29 protein-coding genes are annotated in these 25,887 nt (G+C 67.6%); 21 read left to right on the forward strand and 8 right to left on the reverse strand.

What is annotated here, in order from left to right; translation table 11 throughout:
• The first annotated feature begins 1 nt into the window (after position 1).
• A complete protein-coding gene (locus MLE42_RS01355) occupies positions 2-1,291 on the forward strand; it encodes a DNA recombination protein RmuC (protein ID WP_243286080.1) in 1,290 nt (429 codons plus the stop codon).
• A gap of 138 nt (positions 1,292-1,429) precedes the next feature.
• The gene (locus MLE42_RS01360) at positions 1,430-1,861 is read left to right on the forward strand and encodes an HNH endonuclease (protein WP_243286081.1); all 432 of its coding nucleotides are present in this window, start codon (positions 1,430-1,432) and stop codon (positions 1,859-1,861) included.
• 36 nt (positions 1,862-1,897) lie between these two features.
• Here the strand turns inward: MLE42_RS01360 and MLE42_RS01365 are convergent, their stop codons facing one another.
• Positions 1,898-3,181 carry a chorismate-binding protein gene (locus tag MLE42_RS01365; protein WP_243286082.1) on the reverse strand — a complete coding sequence of 428 codons (1,284 nt, stop codon included), beginning with the start codon at positions 3,179-3,181 and terminating at the stop codon, positions 1,898-1,900.
• A 157-nt stretch (positions 3,182-3,338) separates the two neighbouring features.
• Here MLE42_RS01365 and MLE42_RS01370 point away from each other — a divergent pair, with 157 nt between their 5' ends.
• From MLE42_RS01370 to MLE42_RS01380, 3 genes are all read left to right on the forward strand, one after another.
• Positions 3,339-4,811, forward strand: a complete 1,473-nt coding sequence (locus tag MLE42_RS01370) for a leucyl aminopeptidase (RefSeq protein ID WP_243286083.1) — start codon at positions 3,339-3,341, stop codon at positions 4,809-4,811.
• A 147-nt stretch (positions 4,812-4,958) separates the two neighbouring features.
• Positions 4,959-5,255, forward strand: coding sequence for an HU family DNA-binding protein (locus MLE42_RS01375; protein WP_279341050.1), 297 nt, complete (start codon positions 4,959-4,961; stop codon positions 5,253-5,255).
• Between the two features lie 28 nt (positions 5,256-5,283).
• The gene (locus MLE42_RS01380; RefSeq protein WP_243286084.1) at positions 5,284-6,021 is read left to right on the forward strand and encodes a CsgG/HfaB family protein; all 738 of its coding nucleotides are present in this window, start codon (positions 5,284-5,286) and stop codon (positions 6,019-6,021) included.
• A 33-nt stretch (positions 6,022-6,054) separates the two neighbouring features.
• Here MLE42_RS01380 and MLE42_RS01385 read toward each other — a convergent pair whose 3' ends face one another.
• The 4 genes from MLE42_RS01385 to MLE42_RS01400 form a co-directional block, all read right to left on the reverse strand.
• Positions 6,055-7,023 carry an alpha/beta hydrolase family protein gene (locus MLE42_RS01385; RefSeq protein WP_243286085.1) on the reverse strand — a complete coding sequence of 323 codons (969 nt, stop codon included), beginning with the start codon at positions 7,021-7,023 and terminating at the stop codon, positions 6,055-6,057.
• Positions 7,020-7,253: a 2Fe-2S iron-sulfur cluster-binding protein gene (locus tag MLE42_RS01390; protein ID WP_243286086.1), complete on the reverse strand. Its 234-nt coding sequence runs from the start codon at positions 7,251-7,253 to the stop codon at positions 7,020-7,022. The genes MLE42_RS01385 and MLE42_RS01390 overlap by 4 nt, the downstream gene beginning before the upstream one ends.
• A gap of 62 nt (positions 7,254-7,315) precedes the next feature.
• The gene (locus MLE42_RS01395; protein WP_243286087.1) at positions 7,316-7,741 is read right to left on the reverse strand and encodes a hypothetical protein; all 426 of its coding nucleotides are present in this window, start codon (positions 7,739-7,741) and stop codon (positions 7,316-7,318) included.
• A gap of 47 nt (positions 7,742-7,788) precedes the next feature.
• Positions 7,789-8,256, reverse strand: coding sequence for a hypothetical protein (locus MLE42_RS01400; RefSeq protein ID WP_243286088.1), 468 nt, complete (start codon positions 8,254-8,256; stop codon positions 7,789-7,791).
• 56 nt (positions 8,257-8,312) lie between these two features.
• Here MLE42_RS01400 and MLE42_RS01405 point away from each other — a divergent pair, with 56 nt between their 5' ends.
• The 6 genes from MLE42_RS01405 (at position 8,313) to MLE42_RS01430 (ending at position 12,848) form a co-directional block, all read left to right on the forward strand.
• The gene (locus tag MLE42_RS01405; protein ID WP_243286089.1) at positions 8,313-8,780 is read left to right on the forward strand and encodes a peptidylprolyl isomerase; all 468 of its coding nucleotides are present in this window, start codon (positions 8,313-8,315) and stop codon (positions 8,778-8,780) included.
• Between the two features lie 76 nt (positions 8,781-8,856).
• Positions 8,857-9,417 (forward strand): DNA-3-methyladenine glycosylase I, encoded by a 561-nt coding sequence (locus MLE42_RS01410; protein ID WP_420843060.1) that lies wholly within the window; start codon positions 8,857-8,859, stop codon positions 9,415-9,417.
• Positions 9,418-9,465: 48 nt separating this feature from the next.
• Positions 9,466-11,367, forward strand: coding sequence for a methionine--tRNA ligase (metG, locus tag MLE42_RS01415; RefSeq protein WP_243286090.1), 1,902 nt, complete (start codon positions 9,466-9,468; stop codon positions 11,365-11,367).
• Entirely contained in the window at positions 11,364-11,705 is a 342-nt protein-coding gene (locus MLE42_RS16245; protein WP_243286091.1) for a hypothetical protein, read from the forward strand. The genes metG and MLE42_RS16245 overlap by 4 nt, the downstream gene beginning before the upstream one ends.
• The gene (locus MLE42_RS16250; RefSeq protein ID WP_243286092.1) at positions 11,702-12,061 is read left to right on the forward strand and encodes an arsenate reductase family protein; all 360 of its coding nucleotides are present in this window, start codon (positions 11,702-11,704) and stop codon (positions 12,059-12,061) included. Before MLE42_RS16245 ends, MLE42_RS16250 begins: the two co-directional genes overlap by 4 nt.
• Positions 12,062-12,071: 10 nt before the next feature.
• Positions 12,072-12,848: an exodeoxyribonuclease III gene (locus MLE42_RS01430; RefSeq protein ID WP_243286093.1), complete on the forward strand. Its 777-nt coding sequence runs from the start codon at positions 12,072-12,074 to the stop codon at positions 12,846-12,848.
• A 60-nt stretch (positions 12,849-12,908) separates the two neighbouring features.
• On the opposite strand, the gene MLE42_RS01435 is transcribed toward MLE42_RS01430, so the two are convergent.
• A complete protein-coding gene (locus MLE42_RS01435) occupies positions 12,909-13,931 on the reverse strand; it encodes a carboxypeptidase-like regulatory domain-containing protein (protein WP_243286094.1) in 1,023 nt (340 codons plus the stop codon).
• Positions 13,932-14,144: 213 nt separating this feature from the next.
• Here MLE42_RS01435 and MLE42_RS01440 point away from each other — a divergent pair, with 213 nt between their 5' ends.
• From MLE42_RS01440 to MLE42_RS01465, 6 genes are all read left to right on the forward strand, one after another.
• On the forward strand, positions 14,145-14,405 hold the full coding sequence (locus tag MLE42_RS01440; RefSeq protein ID WP_243286095.1) for a DUF1844 domain-containing protein: 261 nt from the start codon (positions 14,145-14,147) through the stop codon (positions 14,403-14,405).
• Positions 14,406-14,422: 17 nt separating this feature from the next.
• Positions 14,423-16,288: a tetratricopeptide repeat protein gene (locus MLE42_RS01445; RefSeq protein WP_243286096.1), complete on the forward strand. Its 1,866-nt coding sequence runs from the start codon at positions 14,423-14,425 to the stop codon at positions 16,286-16,288.
• 1 nt (position 16,289) lies between these two features.
• Positions 16,290-17,450, forward strand: coding sequence for a DUF4388 domain-containing protein (locus tag MLE42_RS01450; RefSeq protein WP_243286097.1), 1,161 nt, complete (start codon positions 16,290-16,292; stop codon positions 17,448-17,450).
• Between the two features lie 10 nt (positions 17,451-17,460).
• A complete protein-coding gene (locus MLE42_RS01455; protein ID WP_243286098.1) occupies positions 17,461-18,048 on the forward strand; it encodes a thymidine kinase in 588 nt (195 codons plus the stop codon).
• 180 nt (positions 18,049-18,228) lie between these two features.
• Positions 18,229-19,419, forward strand: coding sequence for an acyl-CoA dehydrogenase family protein (locus tag MLE42_RS01460; RefSeq protein WP_243286099.1), 1,191 nt, complete (start codon positions 18,229-18,231; stop codon positions 19,417-19,419).
• 208 nt (positions 19,420-19,627) lie between these two features.
• A complete protein-coding gene (locus MLE42_RS01465; protein ID WP_243286100.1) occupies positions 19,628-20,596 on the forward strand; it encodes a patatin-like phospholipase family protein in 969 nt (322 codons plus the stop codon).
• A 1-nt stretch (position 20,597) separates the two neighbouring features.
• Here MLE42_RS01465 and MLE42_RS01470 read toward each other — a convergent pair whose 3' ends face one another.
• Complete coding sequence (locus MLE42_RS01470) at positions 20,598-21,026, reverse strand: universal stress protein (protein WP_243286101.1); 429 nt, start codon at positions 21,024-21,026, stop codon at positions 20,598-20,600.
• A gap of 115 nt (positions 21,027-21,141) precedes the next feature.
• On the opposite strand from MLE42_RS01470, the gene MLE42_RS01475 reads away from it, so the two are divergent.
• Entirely contained in the window at positions 21,142-21,840 is a 699-nt protein-coding gene (locus MLE42_RS01475) for a pirin family protein (RefSeq protein WP_243286102.1), read from the forward strand.
• Between the two features lie 9 nt (positions 21,841-21,849).
• On the forward strand, positions 21,850-22,716 hold the full coding sequence (locus tag MLE42_RS01480) for a pirin family protein (RefSeq protein ID WP_243286103.1): 867 nt from the start codon (positions 21,850-21,852) through the stop codon (positions 22,714-22,716).
• On the opposite strand, the gene MLE42_RS01485 is transcribed toward MLE42_RS01480, so the two are convergent.
• Positions 22,717-24,108, reverse strand: a complete 1,392-nt coding sequence (locus MLE42_RS01485; RefSeq protein WP_243286104.1) for a replication-associated recombination protein A — start codon at positions 24,106-24,108, stop codon at positions 22,717-22,719.
• 64 nt (positions 24,109-24,172) lie between these two features.
• Between MLE42_RS01485 and MLE42_RS01490 the strand changes: the two genes are divergently transcribed.
• Entirely contained in the window at positions 24,173-24,688 is a 516-nt protein-coding gene (locus MLE42_RS01490) for a hypothetical protein (protein ID WP_243286105.1), read from the forward strand.
• A 9-nt stretch (positions 24,689-24,697) separates the two neighbouring features.
• A complete protein-coding gene (locus MLE42_RS01495) occupies positions 24,698-25,885 on the forward strand; it encodes an alanyl-tRNA editing protein (RefSeq protein WP_243286106.1) in 1,188 nt (395 codons plus the stop codon).
• Positions 25,886-25,887 lie beyond the last annotated feature (2 nt).

Here is a 25,887-nt window from a genome sequence, read left to right on the forward strand (position 1 = left end):
CATGGCCCTTCCTCTCGCCCTCTCCCTCATCGCGTGTCTGGCCGCCCTCTTCGCCGTCTGGGCGGCCATGCGCCGGGTTCCCGTGGATCCTGCGCCCTTCGAGGCCCTGAGGCGCCACGCCGAGGAGCTGGCTTCCAGGGACCGTGCCGAATCGCATCAGGCGCTCGCGGCCCAGATCCGGCCCCTGCTGGCGGAGCTCGGGGAACTCCGAGCGGCCCAGGCCGAGAAGCTGGCGGAAGGGTTCCGTCAGCTTTCGGCCACGATCCAGGAGGCCCTGCGGTCCTCCCGCGCTGAACAGGCGGCCCAGCTCGGACAGGTGCAGCAGCAGGTCCAGGAGCGGCTCGACGCCATCCAGGCCGCCAACGAGGCGAAGCTCGAGCAGATGCGCCGTACCGTGGACGAGAAGCTGCATGAGGCCCTGGAGAAGCGCCTGGGCGAGAGCTTTAACCTGGTGGCCCAGCGGCTGGAGCAGGTGCAGCGCGGCCTGGGCGAGATGCAGGGGCTGGCCCAGGACGTCTGCGGGCTCAAGCGGGCCCTGACCAACGTGAAGGCTCGCGGAGTCCTGGGCGAGGCGCAGCTGGGAGCCTTGCTGGAGCAGTTCCTGTCCCCGGGGCAGTACCAGGCCAACGTCCATATCCGCCCGAGATCCCCGGAGGTGGTCGAATACGCGGTGAAGCTGCCCGGACCTGACGAAAACGGCCCAGTCTGGCTGCCCATCGACGCCAAGTTTCCCCTGGAGGACTACCAGCGCCTCATGGAGGCCTATGAGGCGGGCGACCTGGCGACCGTGGAGGCCGCCGGAAGGGCATTGGAGACCCGGCTGCTCTCCCAGGCCCGCGACATCCGCGACAAGTACATCGCGCCACCCAGCAGCACGGACTTCGGGTTGCTCTTCCTGCCCTTCGAGGGGCTCTACGCCGAGGTCCTCCGCCGTCCGGGCCTCTTCGAGCGGCTGCAGCGGGAGTGCAAGGTCATCCTGGTGGGCCCCACGACACTTACGGCCTTCCTCAACAGCCTCCAGGTAGGCTTCAAGACCCTGGCCATCAGCCGGCAGACCAGCGAGATCTGGAAGGTGCTCGGGCAGGTGAAGGCCGAGTTCGGCCGCTTCGGCTCGGCCCTGGCGGCGGTCCAGAGGAAGCTGGAGGAGGCCAGCGGCAAGCTGGGGGATGTGGCGGCCCGGCGGGACCAGATGGAAAAGAAGCTTGCCAGTGTGGAGGCGGCCCCGGAGATCGGTCCTGCGGGCCTGTCCTTCGAAGTCCAGAATACATCTATGCCTGATTTATCCAATTAAACAGAATAATTCACTTCACAAATCAGAGGAATGCCTTAGGATACGGGCCAATCCGGGGGTGTGATGCTGAAGGGCCGGGAACGTCACGGGGCAGGTGAGGTGATTGCCGTCGACCGGAACTATGTCCCGATGCAGGAAGTGAGCCGGAGGCGCGCCCTCTGCGCCGTGGTGGCAGGCCGTGCCCACGTGCTCAATCCAGCCACCTTCGAGCGGCACCGGAGCCTGGATGGGAGTCTCGAACTCATCATCTTCCCGAACGTGCAGGCCTGCAGCGATTCCAAGCTCCTCATCGGGCGGTTGGAGCGCCGTGTCCTGCGCCGGGATCACTACCTCTGCCAGTACGAAGGGTGCCAGCGGAAAGCCACGACCGTGGATCACGTCATCCCCCTGTGCCAGGGCGGCTCCACCACCTGGCAGAACCTGGTGGGTTGCTGCCTCATCTGCAACCAGAACAAGGGTGGGCGCACCCCCGATCAGGCGGGCATGGTCCTCAAGCGCCAACCCAAGGGCCCCAGGGCCCACCTCTTCGAACGCTTCGAGGAGCTGCTGAAGCGGGCCAGCGCCGCCTGAGGCCAGCTTCTCCTTCGCCATGAAAATTCTCCGGGATCAACCCGTCAGGGCCCGGGTCTTCAGGTGCAGCTCCGCCCACTCGCGGGCCGGGTCGCTGCGGCGGGTGATGCCTCCTCCGGCCCAGTAGGTGAGGGCCTCGCCTCGGATCTGGGCGGTTCGGATGGGCAGGGCGAGGTCGAGGTCGCCGTTGGGGGCGATCCACCCGAGGGCCCCGCAGTAGAACCCCCGGGGCGCCGCCTCGGCCTGGGCCAGATGCGCACAGACGGCCTGCTTGGGGGCCCCCGTGACGCTGCCGCCGGGGAGGACCGAGCGGAGCAGGCCGGCCAAGCCCAACCCTGGACGGGCTTCGGCCTCCACCGTGCTCACCAGGTGCTGGACGGTGGGGTAGCGCTCCACGCGCATGGCGCGGCTCACGGCGACGGTGCCGGTCCGGGCCACGCGACCCAGGTCGTTGCGCACCAGGTCCACGATCATGGTGTGCTCGGCCCGCTCCTTGGGATCCGCCGCCAGGGCTTCCGCCGCAAGCTGGTCCTGCGTCGCATCGCCCGTCAGGGGAACGCTGCCTTTGATGGGCTGGGACCAGATCCGCTCCCCCCGACGGGACAGGAGTCCTTCCATGCTCAGGGAGAGGAGCCGGAGGCCTTCCAGGTCCAGCAGGGCGCCGAAGGGCGGGCGGGCCCGCCTGAAGGTCCCCAGGGCTAGGTCCACTGGATTCCCCGAGTAGATGGAATCAAAGGGAACACAGAGGTTGGCCACATAGAAGCCGCCCTCGAGGATGCGCTCGCGAATCGTTTCCACGGCCGCCCGATGCTCGGCCTCGGTCCAGCGGGCCTGGAGGCTCAAGGATGGTGCCTGGGAAGAGGCTCCCGGGCGGAGAAGGGACGTCCAGGTCTCCGGGTCCGGAGGCACCTCGCCCCAGGACCACAGCTCGGCCTCGCCGTCCTGGACGTGCAGCGCCTGTTGGATGCCCTGCCAATGCTGGCCCAGGGTGTCGGGAGCGCAACCCTGGCGTGGCAGCGAAGCCTCGTCGCAGGCCAGCTCGAAAGAAGCCGCGCCGATCCATGGCCCGGGGTGTTCCGGGAGCGCCGCTTCCAGAGCCTCCCAGGGGGACCCCGGCCAGGGCTTGCCTTCCAGGAGGCTGATCCAGGCGGCGCCCGACCACCGTGAGGCCAGGATCGGCCCTCCCGGCAGGCCGAGGAGCCCATTCCCGGTGCTGCCGGTATGGAGCCAGGCGGCCCCCCGCCCCAGCAGGCCCCGGGCGCAGTCGGGCCAGGGCCCGGGGAGGGGGAAGGGCCGGCGGTGCCGGGGGGTGAGGTCCATGGAGGACATCATCCCACTGGAGGCTGGAATTCCTTCTAATGGCTAGTGTTGAAAAAGTCGCAGCTAATAAATCGGAACCACATGACAAATAATGATGAAAAACAGGCTTTTCTTTTTTCCGATCAGGACCTAGGCTCTTGGGCCAGGAGGAACCTCCATGCCTTCAGTGGATATCAGCTCTCAGACGGGTAAGGACTTCGCGGGAGACGCCTTGATCGTCCCCGTGTTCTCAGGGCGTGAACGCCATCGCCTGCCACTTGCCATCAGCAAGGTCGCGCGCCAGGTGATGGATGAAGAGGATTTCAAGGCGGACTATCTCGAAGTTGTGCCGCTTCATCATCCCAATGGCGTCAAGGAGAGCCGCTGGATGGTGCTCGTCGGCCTCGGCGATGAAGAGAAGGTGACGCTCAACAAGATCCGCAAGGCGGTGGGAACCGCCGGCCGCTTCTGCCTCAAGAAGAAGTGGAAGAAGATCGGCGTGCTCTCGCCATCCACCTCCACCCTGGACCACGACGCGGTGCAGTCCGCCGTGGCCGAGGGCACGCTGCTCGCGAACTATGACCTGGTGGCCTTCAAGGGCGGGAAACAGGACCCCAAGCAGTTCTCGTCCATCGAGATCTTCACCAACGGCGACGACACCCGGAAGGCGCGCCGCAAGCTGCCCGCCATCGAGGCCGGCGTGGCCGCCTGCCATCGCGTCCGGGACTTGGCCAACACCCCCGCGGGTGATCTCTATCCCGAAGTGTTCGCCGAAATGGCTGTGAAACTGGCCAAGCAGCACAAGCTCCATTGCGAGGTGCTGGATGTCCCTGCTCTGGAAAAGGGTGGCTTCCGTTCGGTCCTGGCGGTCGGGCAGGGGAGCCCGCGCACCCCGCGGGTGGTGAAACTCGAGTACAAGCCCAAGGAGAAGCCCAAGAAGCACGTGGTGCTGGTGGGCAAGGGCGTCTGCTTCGACTCCGGCGGCCTGTCCCTCAAGGACGCCTCGGGCATGGAGACCATGAAGGACGACATGACTGGTGCGGCCATCGTGCTCGCGACATTGGCGGCCTGTGCCCAGCTGGAGATCCCGGTCCAGGTGACCGGGCTCATGGGGCTGGTGGAGAACATGCCCTCGGGCACCAGCTACAAACCCGGCGACGTCCTCCGCAGCCGCAGCGGCAAGACCATCGAGGTCCTCAACACGGACGCCGAGGGCCGGCTGGTCCTGGCGGACCTGCTCCATTACGCCGGGGAACTGGGCGCAGACCATGTGGTGGATCTGGCCACCCTCACCGGGGCGGCGCTGGTGGCCATGGGCGACGGCGTCTCAGCTGTCATGGGCACGGACCAGAAGCTGGTGGACCGCCTGCTGGACGCCGGAAGCGCTGCGGGTGAGTATCTCTGGCAGCTGCCGCTGGTGGAAGAGTATGCCGAGCTGCTGAAGAGCCCATTGGCCGATCTGAAGAACATCACCGGCATCCGGTGGGGCGGCACCATCACCGCCGGCCTCTTCCTCCGGGAGTTTGTGGGCGACGCTTCCTGGGCCCACGTGGATCTCGCGGGCAGCTGGTCGGGCAAGGAGCGGGACTACCGGACCCATGGCGCCAGCGGCGAGGGCCCCCGGTTCCTTCTCGAATGGCTCATGGACTGACCCGCCGGATGGTTTGGCCAAAAGGGGGGCATCGCCCCCCTTTTTTTCAAATGGGTGAGGATATCCCTCTTGACCGGAAGGCATGGATGGGGATTTATTGAGGACTGCCTTCAAGCCACCTGAGCCCTCACCCCCTTCGGAGTTCCCATGGAAGCGATGGAGACCCTCACCAAAGCTGACCTCTCCCGGCACCTGATGGAGCGGCTCGAACTGGGAAAGAAGGATGCGGATCTCCTGGTGAACACATTCCTGGAGAGCATCATCGAGTCCCTCCGGACCGGCGAGGGGGTCGAGCTCCGCGGGTTCGGCAGCTTCCGCCTGAGGGACCGGCGGGCCCGGCAGGGACGGAACCCCCGCAGCGGCGAGAGCATCCAGGTGCCGCCGAAGCGCGTGGTCTATTTCAAGCTCGGCAAGGAGCTTCGCAGCAAGCTGATCGACGAGTAGCCAACTACCCCCCACCCTCGGAGTCCCCATGCGCTTCCGCAAGCTGCTCCTGGCCTTGTTGGCCGCCCTGGCTGTCGCCACACCGGCCCTTGCCCAGAAGAAACTCTCTAAGGAAGAGAAGGCCAAGCTGCCCCGCATCGCCATTCTCGAATTCAAGGCCGCGCCGGATGCCTGGCACGGCTGGCGCTTCGGCGGCTGGGGCAACCAGATGGGCACCATCTCCAATCAGCTCCGGGACCTCTTCACCACGGAGATCATGGAGAAGGGCCGGGGCAAGATCCGCGTCATCGAGCGTGAGCGGCTCTCCGAGATCCGCGAGGAGCTGAACTTCCAGCAGAGCGGCGAGGTCGATACCGCCACGGTGCAGAAGATCGGCAAGCTGCTGGGTGTGAAGTACGTGATGACCGGCAAGGTCACCCGCTTCGCCTACAAGGAGGGTGGTTTCGGCACCGGCTGGGGCGTGGGCGCCCTGGTGGGCAAGCTCACGGGCGACAGCACGGCTGGCGCGGTGGCCGGCAGCGTGAACGTGAAGAAGGCCTCGTTCTCAGGCCGCCTGGACATCCGCCTCATCGAAGTGGAGACCGGCGAGATCCTGGGCGCCTGGAAGGATGAGGACAAGGTCAACGATACCAGTGTGAAGGTGGCGGGGACCGGCGCCGAGGTCCAGTACGATGAGGAACTGGTGAACAAGGTCTTCGAACCCATCGTCCAGCGCATCACGCCCAAGCTGCTGCGCGCCACGGTCGCGGCCCACGAGGAAGACTAGCCCGTCCATCTGCCACGACCCGGAAGGGGGCCCTCAGCGGCCCCCTTCCTCATTCCGGAACCAGGCGTCCGTGGCCTCGCGGATGGCTCCGGCGTACCGGGGGCCCAGCACCTCGGAGCAATGGAGGTGCCAGGTGGGTACCTCGATCACCCGGCTGGTGATGAAGCGGGCGGTCATGGCCCGCTGCACCTCAGGCGGGGCCAGGCGGTCCTGGGTGGCCAGGAAGCAGAGGCTGGGCGTGGCGAAGCGGAGGCCCGCGGTCCGGCGCAGCAGATCCGTGTCCGCAGGATCATAACCGCCCATGTGGCCGGCGGCTCGGCTGGCCAGGGCCCCGATGGGGGGAGCCAGGAGGTGCCACCACCGGTCGACCGGTCCACGCACCAGGCGCTCCGCGAAGCTCCGGCTGCTGGCGGGGGCGCCTTCCCACACCAGTCCGGCGAGAGGCCCGCGGCCCTCCCGCTCCAGGTCAGCCAGAGCCAGCAGGCCCACGGAGGCACCCAGGCTCCGGCCCATGAGGGCGATCCTCCGGCGGGGGATGCCCGAGGCCTCCAGGTGGTGGACGATGCGGATCACGTCTTGCGATTCCGTCACGCCGAAGGTCACTGCGGGGGCGACGCTGCCGCTCCGCAGGGCGTCGTCCCGGCGCTGGTAGGTGAAGATTGCCGCATCGAGCCCCGGGAACCACTTCAGGGCCGGGCTCGTACCCCAGCGGTCATCGCCGAATCCGTGGAGCAGCAGCACGACGCCGGGGGATGGCGCACGCCGACGGAGATGCCAGAGCTGGAGCCCGTCCACCTCCTCGGAGGACCAGACGCCGCCGGGGTCTCCATCGCCTCCCGCGGCGAGCTCCTGGTAGGTGGCCTCCACTCGCGACAGAGGTTGGGGATGGTAGAAGGGCGGGTCCACCAGCTCCCTGGCGACGGCCCGGGCTTTCCACGCCATGAATCCCCCCGCGGCCAGGAGGGGCAGGATGCCCAGGGTGAGCCAGGTCGCGCGCTTCACCAGTAGCCCGTCGTGGCCAGGACCTCGGCGGCCGGATCCGTGGCCCGACACTGGCAGCTGAGCCGCTGGTCTGGCCCGGCTCCGTTGCGGGCCAGTGTCTGGGATTCATGGGGGCCGGGCGGGGTCAGATGGGTGGCGCCAGTCAGGATCGTGACCACGCACCGGGCGCAGGCCCCCCGGCCTGAGCAGGCCGAGGCCACGGGCAGGCCCGCGGCCAGGAATCGGCCCATCAGGGTTCCCCGCCCTCCGATGAAGAGGTCTGCCCGATGGGTGCGGGCCACCAGCGCCATCGCTACTTGGCGAGGACCGCGGTCACGCCGGGGAGCCCTTCGGCGGTGGGCAGGGGATCCGGCTTCCCGTAGAGGACGGCATCCAGCTTCTGGACCAGCGTGATCTGGTAGAGGCCCTTGTCCCCGGCCATGTCCAGCTCGCCGAGATCGGGGCTGAAGGTCTCGCGCTGGCTGGTGAGGAAGAAGCGGTGTTTGCCGGAGGCGAGGCCCTTCACGATGAGGCTGGTGGCCCCTTTGGGCAGCTGCTGGACCGGGATGCGGGCTCCGTCGAGGCTCAGCTCCACCGGCCCCTGCACCTTCCGGGTGAAGCGGAACACGACCGTTCCCGCCGGGATGGGCGTCTTGGGCGTCAGGGGAACCTTGCGGCAACCCAGAAAGGAGACGGATCCCAGCAGCACAAGGGCGGGAACGAGGGGATGGAGCTTCATGAAACCTCCGGAACCTTTGATGATATGCGATCAATGGTCCCGAGGTCTCAGGGCAGCTCGGCCCAGAGGGAGCCGTGCCAGGTGGCATTCCTGGGCTTCCTGCCGATGACGCCGGTCAGTGGACCCGAGCAGGCCAGCTCCAGCCGTCCCCCACTGTGGTCTTCCAACCGCGTGAACCGCACCCGGGTCTTCCCCGTGGCGGCCCAGGAGTCCGGGTAACCGCCAGACCTCTGACGCACCACCCGCAGCATGTAGAGGGTGCCGTTCTTGAGGACGCTCAGCTCCAGGTCGAAGGCGCGGGCGGGTTCCTCGGGGACCAGGCGGCCTGTCAGGCGGACCAGGGGCGGCAGGCCCGACCGGGCCGGGATGGAGGCCACGGAGGCGAGTTCCAGGCGATAGGGGATCCCGTCGAGGGTGAGGTCTCCACCACCACGGACCACGGCCTCGAGACCGGGGGCCTGGGACCGGAGGCCGAAGGCCAGGAAGAGGCAGGGCAGGGCGCGCAGGAAGTTCATGCTGACTCCGGGGGATCCGCCTTCTATTCTGGTGGTTTGACGCAGAGAGGTGAACCATGACCCGCGTGCTCTTCCAGACCGACAAGGGCGACATCAACCTGGAGCTCTTCCCCAAGGAGGCCCCCGGCACCGTGGCCAACTTCGTCAAGCTCATCGAGTCCGGTTTCTACGACGGTCTGGCCTTCCACCGTGTCATCCCCGACTTCGTCATCCAGGGCGGCTGCCCCAACACCCGTGCCGGCGCCTCGGGCATGCCCGGCACCGGCGGTCCCGGCTGGAAGATCAAGTGCGAGACCGCCGGCAGCCCCCACCAGCACAAGCTGGGCGCCCTCTCCATGGCCCACGCCGGCAAGGACACCGGCGGCAGCCAGTTCTTCGTGGTGAACGGCGATCGCCGCAATGTGGCCCATCTCGACGGTGTCCACACGGTCTTCGGCCAGTGCGCCTCGGATGCCGACATCAAGGTGGTCCAGGCCATCCGGGCCAACGACCGCATCATCAAGGCGACGGTGGTCGAGGCCTGATTGGTTCTTCGTTCCAGCGCAGAATCGGGGGGCGCGGCCGCCCGCTTATGCGTTTTGTAAGGGCTGGGCGGGCCTCCTGACTGACCGTTGCGGGTGGTGCGGCTCAGACCCGCTTTACATCGCCTACCACGACGAGGAATGGGGTGTCCCCCAGCATGACGACCGGCGCCTCTTCGAGAAGCTGGTGCTGGAGGGGGCCCAGGCGGGGCTCAGCTGGATCACGGTCTTGCGCAAGCGGGACGCCTATCGGCGGGTTTTCCACGGGTTCGATCCCGTGAAGGTCGCCGCCATGACGGACGCTGAGCTGGAGGGTGTCCTCCAGGACCCGGGCATCGTGCGCAACCGCCTGAAGGTCTTCTCGGCCCGGAAGAACGCCCAGGCTTTCCTGGCGGTGCAGACGGAATTCGGCAGCTTCGACGCCTTCCTGTGGGCCTTCGTGGGCGGTGCGCCGAAGGTCAACCGGCCGCGCTCCCTGGCGGAGGTCCCGGTCGTGTCCCCGGAGGCGGAGGCCCTGAGCAAGGCGCTCAAGAAGCGGGGCTTCACCTTCGTGGGGCCCACGATCATGTACGCCTATCTGCAGTCCATGGGCCTGGTGGATGACCATGTGGCCACCTGCTGGAAGAGCCGGCGGGCCTGACTCGCCGAGCGGGGCCGGGGCCGGTAGACTGGAAGGCTCGGAGTTGCCGTGTCCAAGCCCTTCTACATCACCACGCCCATCTACTACGTGAACGACCGGCCCCATATCGGCCACACCTACACCACGGTGCTGGCGGACGTGATCGCGCGGTTCCACCGCATGCGGGGCGAGGAGGTCTACTTCCTCACGGGCACGGACGAGCACGGCCAGAAGGTGGAGAAGGCCGCGGCCGCCCGCGGCATCACGCCCAAGCAGCTGGCGGACGAGGTGGTGGCCAACTACACGGACCTCTGGCAGCGCATGGGCATGACCCACTTCCGCTTCATCCGCACGACGGACGAGGATCACAAGGCCCAGGTGCAGCGCCTCTTCAAGCGCCTGCTGGACAAGGGCGACATCTACAAGGCCACCTACAAGGGGCTGTATTCGGTCAGCGACGAGGCCTATGTGACCGAGACTCAGGCCAAGGAGCTGCAGGCCCAGGGCCTCGCCCACCAGCTGGTGGAACTGGAGGAGGAGACCTACTTCTTCCGGCTCAGCGCCTACCAGGACCGCCTCCTGAAGCTGTACGAGGAACGCCCGGAGTTCGTGCAGCCGGACTTCCGCTTCAACGAGGTGAAGCGCTTCGTGGAGGGCGGCCTCCAGGACCTCTCCATCAGCCGCACCAGCATCACCTGGGGCATTCCCGTGCCCGGCGACGAGAAGCACGTCATCTACGTGTGGTTCGACGCGCTGCTCAACTACCTCACAGGCTGTCCCGCCAACACCTGGCCGCCGGACCTCCAGCTCGTGGGCAAGGACATCCTCCGCTTCCACGCGGTCTACTGGCCGGCTTTCCTCATGGCGGCGGGCATGTTCCAGCCCACCACCATCCTGGCCCACGGCTGGTGGCTCATGGGCGAGGACAAGATGTCCAAGAGCAAGGGCAACGTCGTCCGGCCCGACACCCTCCTGCGCTTCGGCAACGACGCCCTGCGCTTCTACTTCATGCGCGACATGCAGGTGGGCCACGACCGCGGCTTCAGCTACGAGGGCTTCATGGACCGCCTCAACGCGGACCTGGCCAACGGCCTGGGCAACCTGACCTCCCGCACCCTCAGCATGATCCAGCGCTACCGGGGCGGCGTGGTGCCCATACCCACCGTGATGGACGACCTCGATCGGGACATGGCCCAGCAGCTGCTCGCAGTCTTCCCCGAGTACCTGGAGCAGGCGCGGGCGAACAACTTCCACGGCGCTCTGGACGCGCTGTGGACCTACCTGCGCGCCCTGGACGGCTACATCGTGAAGGCCGAGCCCTGGAAGCTGGCCAAGGACCCCGCCAACGACCCCAAGCTGGACGCGGTCCTGGCGAACCTCTACCGGGCCCTGCGCGCCACCGCCCTGCTGGTGGCGCCGGTCATGCCCGACATGGCCCAGAGCCTCTGGGAATCCCTGGGCCACGCGGACCAGGTGGGCCAGCGCACCTTCCACGGCTTCGCACTCGATGGCCCGGCCATCGGTCCCATCGGCGAGCCCAGGCCCCTGTTCCAGCGCATCGACAAGGAGAAGGAAATGAGTGACCTCGAGGCCTCCGCGGCCCCCGCCGAAACCAAGCCCACCCTGGACGTGCCGGAGATCCGCGAGACCGTGGACGCCGACACCTTCTTCAAGGTGGACCTCCGCGTGGGGAAGATCCTCGAAGCGGAACGTGTACCCAAGAGCGACAAGCTCATCAAGATGAAGGTGGATATCGGCCTGGAGCAGCGCACCATCGTGGGTGGCATCGGCAAGGCCTACGAGCCCGCGGACCTGCTCAACCGGCTGGTGGTGGTGGTGGCGAACCTGGCCCCCCGCAAGCTCATGGGCATCGAGAGCCACGGCATGCTGCTGGCCGCCAGCGACAGCGCCAGCAAGCCTTACCTGGTGGCTCCGCCTGCTGACGCGCTGCCCGGATTCCTGGTGAAGTGAAGCACCCCGTCTTCAGCTTCGAGGCGGAGATCCTCACAGACGCGCCCTTCGACCTGGTGGCCGATAGGCTCCGGGATCGGGGCCCCGCGGGCTTCCGGAGCCTTCGGTCTCTGCGCCATTGGCAGACTCCCTCGGTCGAGGCGGATCGCCTGGTGCTGCAGTGGTCCAGGATTCTGGCGGGCAGCGAGGAGTCCGGCTCGCTGGTCGTCTCCCCGGACCCCAAGGGCGCCCACCTCCGTCTGGAGGGCCGCCTCAAGGGGTGGTCCGGCTTCGTGCTGCTGGGCTGGCTGCGCTGGCGGACGGACCGGCTGCTGGATCGCTTCGTGGAGGAGCTGTGAAGGCTGGAATTCCTGCAAAGCCAGTCCTCTGGATAAAGTCGAGCTGCACCACCTGCCGGAACGCCAAGGCGAAGCTGGCGGAACTTGGCATCGATGTCGAGATCCGCGACTACTACCGGAAGCCCCTGGAGGCCGTCGAGCTCGAGCGCCTGCTGCCCGCGGACCCCGCGCCCATGCTGGGTACGAAGAGCCCGAAGTACAAGGAGCTGGGGCTGAAGGACCGGAAGCTATCCAAGGCAGAGGCCATTGTCTTGATGGTCCAGGACAACAACCTGCTCAAGCGGCCCATCCTGGTGCATCCCAAGGCCACGGTCATTGGTTTCGATCCGGAAGCTTATGCCAGACTGGTCTCCTGAGGGAGGACCCATGCGCTTCTACAGCTGGAACGTGAACGGCTTCCGGTCGGTCCTGAAGAAGGGCTTCATGGACTGGCTGGAGGAGGCGGAACCGGATGTCCTCTCCCTCCAGGAGATCCGCTGCGAGTGGGAGGAGGCGGATCTGGGCGTGCGGCGCCAGATCGAGAGCGCCTACGACGTCTGCTGGTTCCCCGCCACGAGCAAGAAGGGGTATGCGGGCTCGGCGACCTTTTCCAAGAAGGACCTGGGCTTCTCCCACACCAAGGGCCTCGGCATCGACGGCTACGACGCCGAAGGGCGCATGATCCTCTCGCGGAAGGACCAGCTCGTCTTCATCGGCGGCTACTTTCCCAACGCCTCCCAGGGCCTGGTGCGCCTTCCCTTCAAGCGCCAGTTCGCCCGTGACCTCGCCGCCATCGTGGCGAAGCGCCACCAGGCCGGAGACCAGGTGATCCTCACCGGCGACATGAACGTGGCTCCGGAGGAGATCGACCTCGCGCGCCCGAAAGACAACGTGAAGAACCCCGGCTTCACCCCCGAGGAGCGGGAGGACTTCAAGCTCTACCTGGGCGCGGGTCTGGCGGATGTGCTGCGGGAGCGGAATCCCGAGGTGCCGGGCCTCTACACCTGGTGGACCGCCCGGGGCGGCGCCCGGGAGCGGAACGTGGGCTGGAGGATCGACCTTTTCCTCGCCAGCCGCACCCTGCTGGACCGCGTGAAGGACGCCCGCATCCACGCCGACGTGATGGGCTCCGACCACTGCCCCATCAGTTTGGAATTGCTCTGATCTTTGTCCAACGGCGAAAAGAGGGGCCCCGGTCGGGGCCCCTCTTTTCGCCGCGGATGACTACTTGATCTTCTTCAGCGAGGGATCCTTGAGCATCTCCCGGGCCGTAGCGGCGTTCTTGCCCGCGGGCGCGAGCTCGATGTACTTCTCGAGGTGCTGCTTGGTGCCGCGCAGGTTGTTCTCGCCGAACTCGACCATGGCCAGCAGGTAGTGGGCCTCGGCGTACTTGGGGTCCACTTCCAGGGCCTTCAGCAGGTGGGCTTTCGCCTCTTTGGTCTTGCCCGCGTTGAAGGCTTCGACGCCCTTGTTGTAGATCACGTCCGGGTTGGGTCCCTGGACGGCTTCCAGCATGGCCGTGTACTTCTGCTCGGCGGCCTTGTCGGACTTGGCCTTGCTGGTCTCAATGAGGGCGGCGATCACGCGCTCGTCCTTCGGGTTCCGCTCCAGGGCCTTCAGGAGGTAAGGCTCGGCCGCTTCTTTCTTCTCACCCGCCTGGGCCATGCAGATGCCCAGCACGCGCTCGATCTTCAGGAGCTCAGGCGCCAGTTCAGCCTTGGCCGTTTCGTCCTTCAGCTTGCCCATGGCATCGGTCAGGGTCTTGTAGGCCTTGTCCACATTGGGCAGAGCTTCGGCGTAGTTGCCTTCGTTGTAGAGCGGGATGGCGGCGTTGAATGCATCCCGGCCCTCAGCGTCCAGAGCGGCTCCGGGGTCCTCCGGAGCGGTCTGGGGGCTGCCTGTGGCAGGGGCCATGGTGCGGGCTTCGGTTGGCGTATACAGCGTGACGTCCTTGACCAGCACATCGGCCAGGGGAATCCGGATCATCTCCTTGTGCTCGACATAACCTTCAGCCTTGACGGTGAACTCGAACTCCTTCGGGTCCAAGCCCACCTGGAGGAAGTTGCCCTTCTTGTCGGACGTCAGTTCCTTGGTCCAGGCGCGGTCGAGGCGCTTCAGGATGATTTTGGCTCCGGCGACGGGCTTGCCGTCCTTGGTCACCACCTTGCCGCTGATGCGACCGGTGGTCTCGGCGTACAGGGACAGGCAGGCCGCCGGAATGAGGAGCGCTGAGATGAGGCGTCGCATGGGGTTTCCTCCAAACCCATCCATCGTTCCACAGGGCTGCTCCCACGCCGAGTGCTTTTCGTCAAAAAAGCGCTTCCCCGGTCTCCCTTGCCCCCTGGGCTCGGGGCATTTAGCCTCAGATGCGGGAAAAGAAGGGCTGTGGTAGGCTTCCCGGCAGACAAGTCCTGAAAGTGTTTGAGGTAGCCCATGAATCCTGCGGTGCCGGAAGCGTCCTTGACCGCCCTGATGCATCTCCTGGCGGAGCAGGCACTTCTGGCCCTCGGCGTGCCTCACCCGATGATGAAGGACGTGCCTCCCGCGAACCCGGCGGTGGCGCGCTTCTACGTGGACCTGCTCGGCGTGCTCAAGGACAAGACCGAAGCTTCCCGGGATGATGCTGAAACGCGCCAGCTCGAGGATCTCCTTTACGGACTGCGCATGCGGCTGATGGACCTCAAACCGGCGGCAGGCGTCCCCGGGGATCCCAAGCCATGAGCTTCGAAAGGAAGGGCATGGGACTCACCCGAATCTTCCGCGCGACGGTTCTCGCGGCTTGCGCGTGGGTTGGCCTCCTGCAGGCCGGCCCCGCGGCCGTGCCCAGTGGTTCGGCTGGGGCGCCCGCGGCGACGGCCACCGAATCGGCCGTCGCCCTCAGCCATCGCGCGAACCATCTGTTCGAGGCCCTGTCGAAGGGGGATCCGGAAGCGGTGAGGGCCGCCCAGCTCGAAGTCGAGATGCTCCGCCGAACCTATTCCACGATGGATGTCACTCCGCTGGTGGAAGCCGCAGCCTTCTGGGCCCGGCAGAAAGGCCTGGCCGGTCGGCCGGACCTCGGGTTGGAGGCGCTCCAGGCCGTGGAGCGATGGGCGCCCGACCACCCCACGCTGCTCGGGACCAGGATCGCGCTGATGCGCCAGCAGGGCCCTCGGGGATGGCTCTGGAGCTTCCCGGATCTCCTCCGCCTCACCCGCCAGCGCCTCGAGCAGCCCGCCCACCGCTGGCTCTGGTTGCTGCAGCACCTGGGGATCCTGCGGTTGAGCGCCACGCTGCTGCTCTGGGGCTGGGCCCTCACCATGGGGCTGCGCTATCGCCACGTGCTCCGGCACATCTGGGAGGAGCCGCTCCAGCACAAGGGGATCAGCCCGGCCCTGTCCGCATTGATTGGAGCCATCATCCTCGCGGGGCCGGTGCTCCTGGGCCTGGATCCCCTGGTGGCCGCCCTGGTCTGGCTCTTCCTGCTGGCCCCCTTCCTGCTGCCCATCGAGGTGAAGGTCACCGTCTTCATCATGCTGTTCCAGCTGGTGCATCCCGTTCTGGCCGTCATGGAGCCTCTCGCGGCCCGCGACCCGGCGCCCAGCATCGAGACCCTTCAGCTGCAGCCCCATGTCCAGCCGATCCCGGCGGAGGCCTTGAAGCTGCTGCCCCCTACCGATCAGGTATTCCTCAATGGCTGGGAACAGCTCCAGAACCAGCAGTGGAAGGAGGCCGAAGGGACTTTCCAGGGCCTGGTGGGTCGCCATCCGGACCAGGCGGAAGTGCTGAACAACCTCGGCGTCGCCCGGTACCAGCTGGGAGATATCGCGGGTGCGGAGAAGACGTTCCAGGAGGCGCAACGCGCCGGCACCCGGATGGAGATCCTCCTCAACCAGAGCGTCCTCGCCTTCAACCGGCTCGATACCGCGCTGGGAGCCTCCAAGCAGGACGAGGCCAAGGCAGCGGACCCCGAGGCCTATGCGAGTCTCATCGCCCTGAATGACGCCCGGAAGGATGTGCGGGCATACCCCATCCCCATGCCCGACACGGCCGCCCGCTCAGAGGCGCTCGCGGAAGCCGCCGGGACCCACAGCAAGGCGGGTCGTCTGCCCCTTTCCGAGCCCGCCTTCCTGGCAGCCCTCCTGCTGCCCCTCATCGGCATCTCGGCCTTCCTCCTGCGGGTCCGGAGGAGCCTCCGGCTGGCCCACCCGGGGCAGTGCATCCGTTGCGGGGAGCCCTACCACACCACGGACAGTCCTGACCCCGACGTCTGCTCGAAGTGCCACCACCTCTTCGTCCTGCGGGACGGCCTCCATACGGAAAGCCGGCGGAAGAAGCTCGACGAGGTGGCGGAACACCAGCGGAACACCCGTTGGATCCACAAGACCCTGATCGTCCTGCTGCCCGGCTGTGACCTGGCCTTCCTGGGGGAGACGCGGGAGGCCCTGATGGAGTTCATCCCCCTGTGCCTCGCCGCGGGCATGGTCCTCGCTACCGGGCGTTCGGTGCGGTACCCGGGGGAGGCCCTCCCCGATCCCACCTCCACATGGATGGCCCTCGGGGCGGTCCTGGTCGCCGTGTTCTACCTCCGTTCCTGGTTGAAGCTGATCCTGAGGAGGGCCTGAGATGGCGCTGGAAGGATCCCTCCGGGACTTCGACCTCTTCTCCCTGTTCAACATGATCAAGATCCAGGGGAAGAACGGCACCCTGGTGCTATCCCAGGGGCAGGAGTTCGTCAAAGTCTTCTTCGAGAACGGCGAGATCGTCGGCTGCGACTCGAACCAGGTCCGCATGGAGGACCGCCTGGGCACCATGCTCGTGCGCCTGGGCCGGCTCACCGGCGAGGAGCTCCTGGGCATGGTCCAGGTCCAGCGGCAGACCCTCAAGCGCATGGGAACCCTGCTCCTCGAAAGCGGCAAGGTCACTCCCACGGACCTGCAGGACGCGCTCTTCAACCAAGCCACCGCCATCCTCCACCGCACCTTCCGCTGGGTGGAGGGCGACTACCGATTCGATTCCTTCCTGCCGACGGACCTGGATCGGGAGCACTTCGTGCCGATCCCGGTGGACACCGTGCTGATGGAGGCCGCCCGCATCCAGGATGAGTGGCCCGAAGTGGAGCGTCGCCTGCCGGGGCTCGACACGCCCCTCGGGAAATCACCCAGGGCCCAGGCCCTCCACCTCGACATCGACCGCGAAGTGTCAGCGGTGCTGGATGGGAAGGGGCAGGTGCACGGGTCTTCGGGGCTCACCCATGAGCAGGAGATGGTCCTCTCCTATTTTGACCACCCCCAGAGCGCCCGGGAGATCACCCAGATCAGTCGCTACGAGGAACTGGATACCTGCAAGGCCATCGCGGACCTCCTGGAGGCGGGCCTGCTGGAGACCAAATCGGGAGACACCGCGGTCAGGGTGGTCCGGCCGTGGGTGGAAGGCCACCCCGACCTGGCGCCCGAGGCCTGGGAGCCCAGCCCGCTCTTGTGGCCCCTGGTCGTGCTGGGATTCGTCATTCCCTTGGCGGTGTATGTGCCCAACCAGCGCGGCTCCGTGAACCTGGGGCTGGCCAGCCTCCAGCCGGTGGATGTCCGGGTCGTGCCGGAAGGGCCCACGCGCCTCCGGCATGAATGGGCGCTCCGCATGGCCGCTCCGAAGGGTGACGGTTCGGCGCTGGCGAAGCTGCTGGGGAGCTCCGTGGACGGGAAGAATCCCGTTCCCGACTTGACCAGCCTCCCCGACCCCATGGCCCCGGCCAAGGATCCCGACCCCACCCCGCGGCCCAAGCGATAAAGGATTTCCGATGTTTGTGCACCAGCGCCAGGGTTGCCTGGAGGTGATCTGCGGTCCCATGTTCTCGGGCAAGTCCGAGGAGCTGATCCGGCGCATCAAGCGGGCCATCATCGCCCGGCAGAAGGTCCAGGTCTTCAAGCCAGCCCTGGATGACCGCTATGACGTCTCCGCCATCGCCAGCCACAGCCAGCGCAAGCATGACGCCATCCCGGTGAAGGACAGCGTGGAGCTGGCACGTCACCTGGATCCGGAAGCCGAGGTGGTGGCCCTGGACGAGGTGCAGTTCATGGACGAGGGCCTCATCCCCATCATCGAGGATCTCGCCGACCGGGGCGTGCGCGTCATTGCCGGCGGCCTCGACCAGGACTCCAATGGCGAACCCTTCGGCATCATGCCCATCCTGCTGGCCAAGGCTGAGTACGTCACCAAGCTCCAGGCCATCTGCATGGTGTGCGGCGCGCTGGCCGGGCGCACCCAGCGCATGGTGCAAACCGGCGGCCAGGTGCTGGTGGGCGCCGCCGAGGCCTACGAGGCCCGCTGCCGTCACTGCCACGAGACCCCCCACGCCACCGGTCCGCGGATGCTCGAAGGGGAGTGACTGTTCTTGGAATATTGACACTCCGTCAAAGCGATTCCTGCCGTGACAGGAAGCTGGGGTGTGGGGGCCGGTGCTCTGCTGCCTGGGTTTCAGGGGGGCGCTAAACTGGCCCCGGCGCGCTGCTGCAGCGTCGTTTTCCCACTCCCCGCCCGAGGCTTCAGGGCAATCCAGGAGGTTTCCATGGCCGGCGCCTACGCCACGTTCACTCACATCACCGACTACATGGGCTTCGAGGGCCTGCTCACCGAGGAAGAACGGATGATCCGCGAGACCGCGCGGAAGTTCGTGAACGCCGAGGTGCTGCCCATCATCGAGAAGCACGCCCAGGAGCAGACCTTCCCCAAGCACCTCATCCCCAAGATGGGTGAGCTGGGCTTCTTCGGCCCCGCGCTGCCCGAGGAATACGGCTGCATGGGCGTGTCCAACGTGGCCTACGGCATCCTCATGTACGAGCTGGAGCGGGGCGATTCGGGCCTGCGATCCTTCGCGTCGGTGCAGGGCAGCCTCGTCATGTGGCCCATCTACGCCTACGGCAGCGAGGCGCAGAAAAAGCACTGGCTGCCCAAGCTGGCCACGGGAGAGAAGATCGGCTGCTTCGGCCTCACGGAGCCCGACTTCGGCTCCAACCCCGGCGGCATGCTCACCAAGGCCGTGCGCGAGCCCGGCGGCAAGTGGCGCATCAACGGCACCAAGATGTGGATCACCAATGGCACCGTGGCCGACGTGGCCGTGGTGTGGGCCCAGACCGAGGACGGCATCCGCGGCTTCCTGGTGGAGAAGGGCACCCCCGGCTTCAGCGCCCCCGAGATGAAGGGCAAGTGGAGCCTGCGCGCCTCCACCACCTCCGAGCTCGTGCTCGAGGACGTGATCGTGGACGAGGAGACGTCCCTTCTCCCGAACGTGAAGGGTCTCAAGGGCCCCCTGGGCTGCCTCACCCAGGCTCGCTACGGCATCGCCTGGGGCGCCCTGGGTGCCGCGGACGCCTGCTACCAGTGCGCCCTGGACTATGCCAAGACCCGTATCCAGTTCGACAAACCCATCGCCAGCTACCAGCTCCAGCAAGAGAAGCTGGCCTGGATGGTCACCGAGATCACCAAGGGCCAGCTCCTGGTGTACCAGCTGGGTCGGCTGAAGGACGCCAAGACCTTCACGCCCGCCCAGGTTTCCATGGCCAAGATGAACAACGTGAACATCGCCTTGGAGGTCTGCCGCAAGGCCCGCACCATCCTCGGCGCCAACGGCATCCTCGACGAGTACCCCGTCATGCGCCACATGGCCAACCTCGAGAGCGTCTACACCTACGAGGGCACGCACGACATGCACACCCTCATCATCGGGCAGGAGGTCACGGGGATTCCCGCCTACCGCTGATTCGGGTGGCAGTCGTCCACCCGCGATCGGGCCCGCCGGATGGCGGGCCCTCCCGTTTCGGCCGTCTGTGGCGGCTTCGACGGAGCGGGGCCTCATGCACACCCTCATCATCGGGCAGGAGGTCACGGGGATTCCCGCTTACCGCTGATCGCCGTTCCCACCGCAGAAAATGGGCCGCATGGCCCGTTTTCTACGCATAAAATGCCGGATGCCCCAACCCTTCCGCATCCTCTCCATCGACGGCGGCGGCATCCGTGGCCTCATCCCAGCCCTGGTGCTGGCGGAGCTGGAGCGGCGGACCGGGCGGGCTGTGGCCGATTGTTTCGACCTCATCGCCGGCACCAGCACGGGCGGCATCTTGGCCCTGGGGCTCGCGGTGCCGGGGGAGGGTGGGCGGCCCCGCTACTCGGCCCAGGACCTGGCCGGCCTCTACCTGAAGGAGGGGGCCCGGATCTTCGACGAGAGCCTCTGGCGGCGCCTCACGAACCCCATGGGCCTGCGGGCGGCGAAGTACCCGTCGGACGGCCTGGAGGGTGTGCTGGCGCAGTACTTCGGGGAAGCCCGCCTCAAGGAAGCCCTGGTGGAGGTTCTGGTGACGGCCTACGACCTCGAGAAGCGGGATGCCTTCTTCTATCGCCGCCGGAGGGCCCGCGCGGACGTCCGCTATGACGTGCCCATGCGCGTGGCGGCCCGCGGCACCAGCGCTGCGCCCACCTACTTCGAGCCCCTGCTGGTGTCCTGGCCCGGGGACCGGGACGTGCTGGTGGACGGCGGCGTCTTCGCCAACAACCCGGCCATGTGCGCCTACGCGGAGGCCCGGCAGGGGCTGGGCGGGAGCGCCGAGGACATCCTGCTGGTGTCCCTCGGCACGGGCATCCACACCACGCCCTACCGCTACGAGGAGGCGAAGGGCTGGGGTGTGGCGGGCTGGGCCCGGCCCATCCTGGACGTCATCTTCGATGGCGTGGCGGACACCGTGGACTACCAGCTGCGCCAGCTCCTTCCTGCCGGCGCGGACGGCAGGCCGCGCTACCTCCGCTTCCAGACGGATCTCGACGCGGGCCTCAGTGAAATGGACGACACCAGCCCCGAGCATCTCGAAGGCCTGCAACGCGCGGCGGAGGCCATTCTCCACCGCCAGGCCCCGGCCTTCGAGGCACTAGTGGCGTCGCTGTGAGCTACCGAGCCTTCTCGGTGCGCACCACCAGCACGTCACAGGGCGCCAACCTCACCACCCGGGCCGCGGTGCTGCCGAACAGCAGCCGCTCCAGGGTGGAGTGACCCACCTGGGCCACCACCAGCAGGGTCGTAGGATCCGCCGCGGACACCAGCTCCTCCGCGGGCCCGCCCCACTTCACGATGACCTCGGTCCCGCCAAAGGGCTTGACCCAGGATTCAAGCTGCTCCCGGGCATGGTCCTCCATGCTTTTCAGCCAGGCGGGGTCGGGAAGGGCGATCTGGGCTTCGGGCAGCATGGGAGCGGGAGGCTGGAGCACGTGCATGGCCACCAGAGGCACGCCGCAACGGGATGCCCAGTTCCCGGCACGCTCCAGCGCCTGTCTCGAGGCTTCGGAGAAGTCCACACCCACCAGTACCCGCGTGATCACGGCGGCCTCCGTCGGATGCCCCAAAGATACGTCCAGGTCATCCATCGGTGCCGTTTTTTTTCAGGAGGGGGTTGAAATACGAGTTTAAACATCTAAAATGGATCCAGGAGGCGCCATGATCACGCTGCGACCAGCCGGAGCCAGGGGCCACTTCGATTTCGGATGGCTCGACACCCGCCACACCTTCTCTTTCGGGGAGTACTTCGATCCCGAGCACACCCAGTTCCACGCCCTGCGCGTGCTGAACGAGGACCGCGTCCAACCTGGCAAAGGGTTCGGCACCCATGGCCACCGGGACATGGAGATCCTCACCTGGGTGCTCTCAGGGGCCCTGGAGCATCGCGACAGCCTGGGGACGCATGGCGTCATCCGGCCGGGTGAGGCCCAGGTCATGAGCGCCGGCACGGGCATCCGCCACAGCGAGTTCAACGCTTCGGCCTCGGAATCTGTGCACTTCCTCCAGATCTGGATCGTGCCCGAGCGCCAGGGCCTTGCCCCCCGCTACGACCAGGTGGCCTTCCCCGACTCCGAGCTGGGAAACCGCCTACGGCTCATCGCCAGTCCGGACGGGGCGGAGGGATCCGTGAAGCTCTTCCAGGATGTGAAGGTCTTCGCGGCGCGCCTCGATCCCGGCCGCGAGGTCCAGGCCGCGGCACCAGTCGGGCGCGCCGGCTTCCTCCATGTGGCCAAGGGGACCGTGACGCTCAACGGTCTGGCCATGGGCGCCGGAGATGCGGCCCGCATCGAAGGGGAACCCTCCCTCACCGTGGCGGCCGGATCGCCCGCCGAAGTCCTGTTCTTCGATCTCGCCTGAGGTTTCGCCATGACCATCAAATCTGTCGCCACGCTCGTGCCCGGCCTCCCCACGGAGGATGGCAACCGCGTTCCCCTCACCCGTCTCGTGCCCGGCCAGGGGCACCGGGGGGCCGATGCCTTCCGCGCCATGGACCCCTTCCTGCTCATGGACCACTTCGGTCCCATGGTGCTGCCGCCGGGCACGGATGCGGGCTTCCCGCCCCATCCCCACAAGGGCTTCCAGACGCTGACCTACCTCATCCAGGGCGCCTTCCGGCACCGGGACAGCACGGGCGGATCCGGCCTCCTGCGGCCGGGCGGCGCCCAGCTCATGAATGCGGGCTCGGGCATCGTCCACGAGGAGATGCCGGTGCCGGAGCACCTCGAGACCGGCGGTCCCATCGAGGGCGTGCAGCTCTGGATCAACCTGCCCAAGGCGGCCAAGGGATCCGCGCCCGGCTACACGGACCTCCAGCCGGAAGCCATGCCCTGGCAGGCCCTCCCCGGTGGGCGCCTTCGCGTGCTGGCGGGCACCTGGGCCGGCGTGACGGGTCCGGCCCAGACCCCGGCGCGGATCGCCTACGCCCACCTGGAGCTGGAGGCCGGAGCCCGCTTCCAGCAGGCAATTCCCGAAGGATGGATCGCCGCCGTGGTGCCTCTGAGCGGAACGGTCCGCGTGGAGGGGACGGAGGCGCCCGCCGACACCGTGGCCCTGCTCGGCGAAGGGGACACCCTGGCCCTGGAGGCCGTGACCTCCGCCAGCCTCATGCTGCTGGCAGGGGAACCCATCCGGGAACCCATCGCCCACTACGGCCCCTTCGTGATGAACACCCACGATGAGATCGAGCAGGCCATCCGGGACTACCAGGAGGGGCGCATGGGGCACCTCGACTGATCAGATCGGCCTCGCTTCCAACTTCCGGCCCAGGGTGAACTTCCCCTGGGCCAATCTGTGGATGGACCGCGCCAGGGCCTCGCGGCTGCAGGCCAGCTCGGTGCTCCAGGCGTCCAGGGGCAGCTCGCCGCCTTCGGGATGCGCCTCCACCCAGGCCTCCCAGAGGGTCGAGAGGGCCGCCGAATCGGGTTCCTGGCGGTCGCGCCAGCTGCGCTCCTGGGGGCGCTTCGGTTCGTAAAACGATTGACCTTGCAGCTTGTCGGGCAGGAAAGCCTGCTCCCGGTCGTAGTCGTCGTGGGAATAGTGGTAGCCCGCGCCCCGGCCGGCCTTCCGGGCCGTGGCCGTGTGGGCGTCGCGGATGGACTCGGGGATGGGCGCGTCATCCGCCGCAAGGGCCGCGTCCACGGCCAGCACAGTGGCATTGCTTTTGGCCGAGTTGGCCACGTAGATCACCGCCTGGGCCAGGGGGATGCGGGCCTCGGGCCAGCCGATCTGCTCCACGGCGCGGCTGGCGGCCTCGCAGAGGATGAAGGCCTGGGGATCGGCGTTGCCCACATCCTCGGCGGCGCAGACCATGAGGCGCCGGGCGATGAAGCGGGGATCCTCGCCGCCGCGGATCATGCGGCTCAGGTAGTAGAGGGCCGCATCGGCATCGGAGCCCCGCAGGCTCTTCTGGAAGGCGCTGGCCAGGTCGTAGTGGCCGTCGGCGCGGTCGAACATCATGCGGCCGCCCAGGGCGCCTTGGAGGGATTCCAGGTCGGGATCCGGCATCTCCATCCAGGTTTCCAACCCGGATAGCGCCGAGCGCAGGTCCCCGCCGGCCCAGTGGGAGAGCCACTCGAAGACCTCCGCGGGCTCCGGCTGCCCGGGCCGCTCCTTGGTCCAGGCCCGCTTGAGCACCTGCTGGATGTGGATCGGCTCCAGGGCCTTGAGGGCGATGAGCTGGCAGCGGCTGCGCAGCGCCGGGTTCAGGTAGAAGGCCGGGTTCTCCGTGGTGGCGCCGATGAGGATGGCCTCGCCGCGCTCCAGGAAGGGCAGCAGGATGTCCTGCTGGGCCCGGTTGAAGCGGTGGATCTCGTCCAGGAACACCACGGGCGGCACCGTCCGGAACAGGGGCATCACCCGGCTCTCCTGGAGGAACTTCTTCAGCTCCGCCGCGCTGCCGCTCACGCCCGAGAACTCCATGAAGCCATGCCCCGTGGCCTCCGCCAGGATGCGGGCCAGGGTGGTCTTGCCCGTGCCCGGTGGCCCCCACATCACCATCGAGGGCAGCCGACCCCCGGCCGTGAGCCGCCGCAGCGCGCCCTTGGGACCCAGCAGGTGGGCCTGGCCCACCACCTCGTCCAGCGTCGAAGGTCGCATGCGTTCGGGGAGCGGGGTGGTGTGGCTCACAGTCCTTCCAGCCTAGCGCGTCCCGTCTGCGCGTAGGATAGGACCATCCCCGGCGAGGCTGGTCATGAGGATCACTTCCAAGACTGTCGTTCTCGGGCTGCCTGTCTTCGAATTTGCGGTGGCGGAGGTCGGCGCAAGCCCTCACATGAAGGGACCGGCCCGCGCCTGGATCGCCATCGGGGATCTCGCCCTGAGCCCCTTCCTGGCCATCGGTGGCTTGGCCTTCGGCACGGTCTCGTTCGGTGGGCTCGCCCTGGGCGGCCTGGCAATCGGTGGTTGCGCCATCGGTGGACTCGCACTGGGCGGTTGCTCGATCGGAGTGTGGGCCATGGGCGGGCTTGCGCTCGGTCTTCAGGCGGCGCAGGGAGGCCTGGCCGCCTCACCTGGCTATGCCCTGGGCGGGGCAGCCTTCGGACCCCAGGCCAACACGCGGGAAGCGGCCGCCTGGTTCGCCAGAGCCCCCTTCTGGATGGTACCGCCCGGACGCCTCTTCCTTCTGTTTCTGCCACTGGCGCTGCTGCCGGTCCTGGCCCGGCCACGCACGGTGAAGGGAAAAGACCGGGGGATCACTCCGAGGTAGGCTGATCCCATGGATACGATCCCCGCCTACGAACGAGATCCCTATGCCACCGCCCTGGAGACCCGCGTGCTCCGCACAGGGGAGGAGCAGGGCCGCCCCTTCGCGATCCTGGAGGACACGATCCTCTACCCGGAGGGAGGCGGTCAGCCCAGCGACCGCGGGACGCTGCGGGGCGTGGCGGTCGTGGAGGTCCAGAAACGGGAGGGTGAGATCCGCCACTACCTGGCTTCGCCTCTGGCGGAAGGCCCGGCTTCGCTGGAACTGGACTGGGCCCGCCGCTTCGACCACATGCAGCAGCACACGGGCCAGCACCTGCTCACGGCCGTGGCCCAGGACCGGTTCCAGTGGGAGACTACGGCCTTCCATCTGGGGGCAACGGTCTGTGACATCGAAGTGGCGGCCAGCTCCATTTCCCTCCGCGACATGGCGCAATTGGAAGAGGCTGTGGCGCATGAGATCCGCGCCCGGCGCGAGATCACGGCCCGACGGGTGGGCCCAGAGGCCTACAAGCTGGAGGCTGTGCGATCCCGGGGGCTGCCGGACGGCCACACTGGTGACATCCGCCTGGTGCAGATCGCCGGGGTGGACCTGAACACCTGCGGCGGCACGCACCTGCGCCATACGGGCGAGATCGAGGCCCTCAAGCTGCTGGGCACCGAATCGATCCGCGGAGGCACGCGGCTCTTCTACGTGGCGGGCGGCCGGGTGCGTGCGCGGCTCGGCGCCCACGAGGCCCGCAACGCGGCCCTGCGCGCCCTGCTGGGCGCCCCGGACGAGGACCTGGTGCCCGCCCTGCAGACCAAGCTGGATCAGCTCCAGGCCGCCGATCGCCGCGTCCGCAAGCTGGAGGAAGACCTGGCCGAGGTCCAGGCGGCGGCTCTGGCCGCGCGTCCGGAGGGGCTGGTGGAGGCCCACGCCGAGGGCCGGGACATGGCCTTCCTCCAGAAGCTGGCACGCCAGGTGCTCGCGGCGGATCCCGCCAAGGCGGTGTTCCTCACCGCCGAGTCGGGCGGGCATGGGCTCTTCCTGCTGAGCGCGGGGGAGGCTTCCGCGCTGGATGTGCCCACCCTCGGCAAGGCCGTGGCGGAGATGCTCGGAGCCAAGGGAGGTGGCTCGGGGAAGACCTTCCAGGGCAAAGCGCCGGATCTGGCGGCACGGGCCGAGGCCCTGGCCGGCCTCCGGGCGAGCGGGGGCTGAGC

It is taken from the genome of Geothrix terrae (genome assembly GCF_022808775.1).
GTDB classification, from domain to species: Bacteria; Acidobacteriota; Holophagae; order Holophagales; family Holophagaceae; genus Geothrix; species Geothrix terrae.

Bases quoted from the DNA above. Each gene is read 5' to 3' on its own strand.
- MLE42_RS01435 (WP_243286094.1), bottom strand. From the start codon at position 13,931: ATGCGACGCCTCATCTCAGCGCTCCTCATTCCGGCGGCCTGCCTGTCC.
- MLE42_RS01355 (WP_243286080.1), top strand. From the start codon at position 2: ATGGCCCTTCCTCTCGCCCTCTCCCTCATCGCGTGTCTGGCCGCCCTC.
- MLE42_RS01465 (WP_243286100.1), top strand. From the start codon at position 19,628: ATGCCCCAACCCTTCCGCATCCTCTCCATCGACGGCGGCGGCATCCGT.
- MLE42_RS01390 (WP_243286086.1), bottom strand. From the start codon at position 7,253: ATGGGCCGATTCCTGGCCGCGGGCCTGCCCGTGGCCTCGGCCTGCTCA.
- MLE42_RS01460 (WP_243286099.1), top strand. From the start codon at position 18,229: ATGGCCGGCGCCTACGCCACGTTCACTCACATCACCGACTACATGGGC.
- MLE42_RS01380 (WP_243286084.1), top strand. From the start codon at position 5,284: ATGCGCTTCCGCAAGCTGCTCCTGGCCTTGTTGGCCGCCCTGGCTGTC.
- MLE42_RS01445 (WP_243286096.1), top strand. From the start codon at position 14,423: ATGGGACTCACCCGAATCTTCCGCGCGACGGTTCTCGCGGCTTGCGCG.
- MLE42_RS01450 (WP_243286097.1), top strand. From the start codon at position 16,290: ATGGCGCTGGAAGGATCCCTCCGGGACTTCGACCTCTTCTCCCTGTTC.
- MLE42_RS01455 (WP_243286098.1), top strand. From the start codon at position 17,461: ATGTTTGTGCACCAGCGCCAGGGTTGCCTGGAGGTGATCTGCGGTCCC.
- MLE42_RS01490 (WP_243286105.1), top strand. From the start codon at position 24,173: ATGAGGATCACTTCCAAGACTGTCGTTCTCGGGCTGCCTGTCTTCGAA.
- MLE42_RS01405 (WP_243286089.1), top strand. From the start codon at position 8,313: ATGACCCGCGTGCTCTTCCAGACCGACAAGGGCGACATCAACCTGGAG.
- MLE42_RS01430 (WP_243286093.1), top strand. From the start codon at position 12,072: ATGCGCTTCTACAGCTGGAACGTGAACGGCTTCCGGTCGGTCCTGAAG.
- MLE42_RS01400 (WP_243286088.1), bottom strand. From the start codon at position 8,256: ATGAACTTCCTGCGCGCCCTGCCCTGCCTCTTCCTGGCCTTCGGCCTC.
- MLE42_RS01480 (WP_243286103.1), top strand. From the start codon at position 21,850: ATGACCATCAAATCTGTCGCCACGCTCGTGCCCGGCCTCCCCACGGAG.
- MLE42_RS01475 (WP_243286102.1), top strand. From the start codon at position 21,142: ATGATCACGCTGCGACCAGCCGGAGCCAGGGGCCACTTCGATTTCGGA.
- MLE42_RS01395 (WP_243286087.1), bottom strand. From the start codon at position 7,741: ATGAAGCTCCATCCCCTCGTTCCCGCCCTTGTGCTGCTGGGATCCGTC.
- MLE42_RS01495 (WP_243286106.1), top strand. From the start codon at position 24,698: ATGGATACGATCCCCGCCTACGAACGAGATCCCTATGCCACCGCCCTG.
- MLE42_RS01375 (WP_279341050.1), top strand. From the start codon at position 4,959: ATGGAAGCGATGGAGACCCTCACCAAAGCTGACCTCTCCCGGCACCTG.
- MLE42_RS01365 (WP_243286082.1), bottom strand. From the start codon at position 3,181: ATGGACCTCACCCCCCGGCACCGCCGGCCCTTCCCCCTCCCCGGGCCC.
- MLE42_RS01370 (WP_243286083.1), top strand. From the start codon at position 3,339: ATGCCTTCAGTGGATATCAGCTCTCAGACGGGTAAGGACTTCGCGGGA.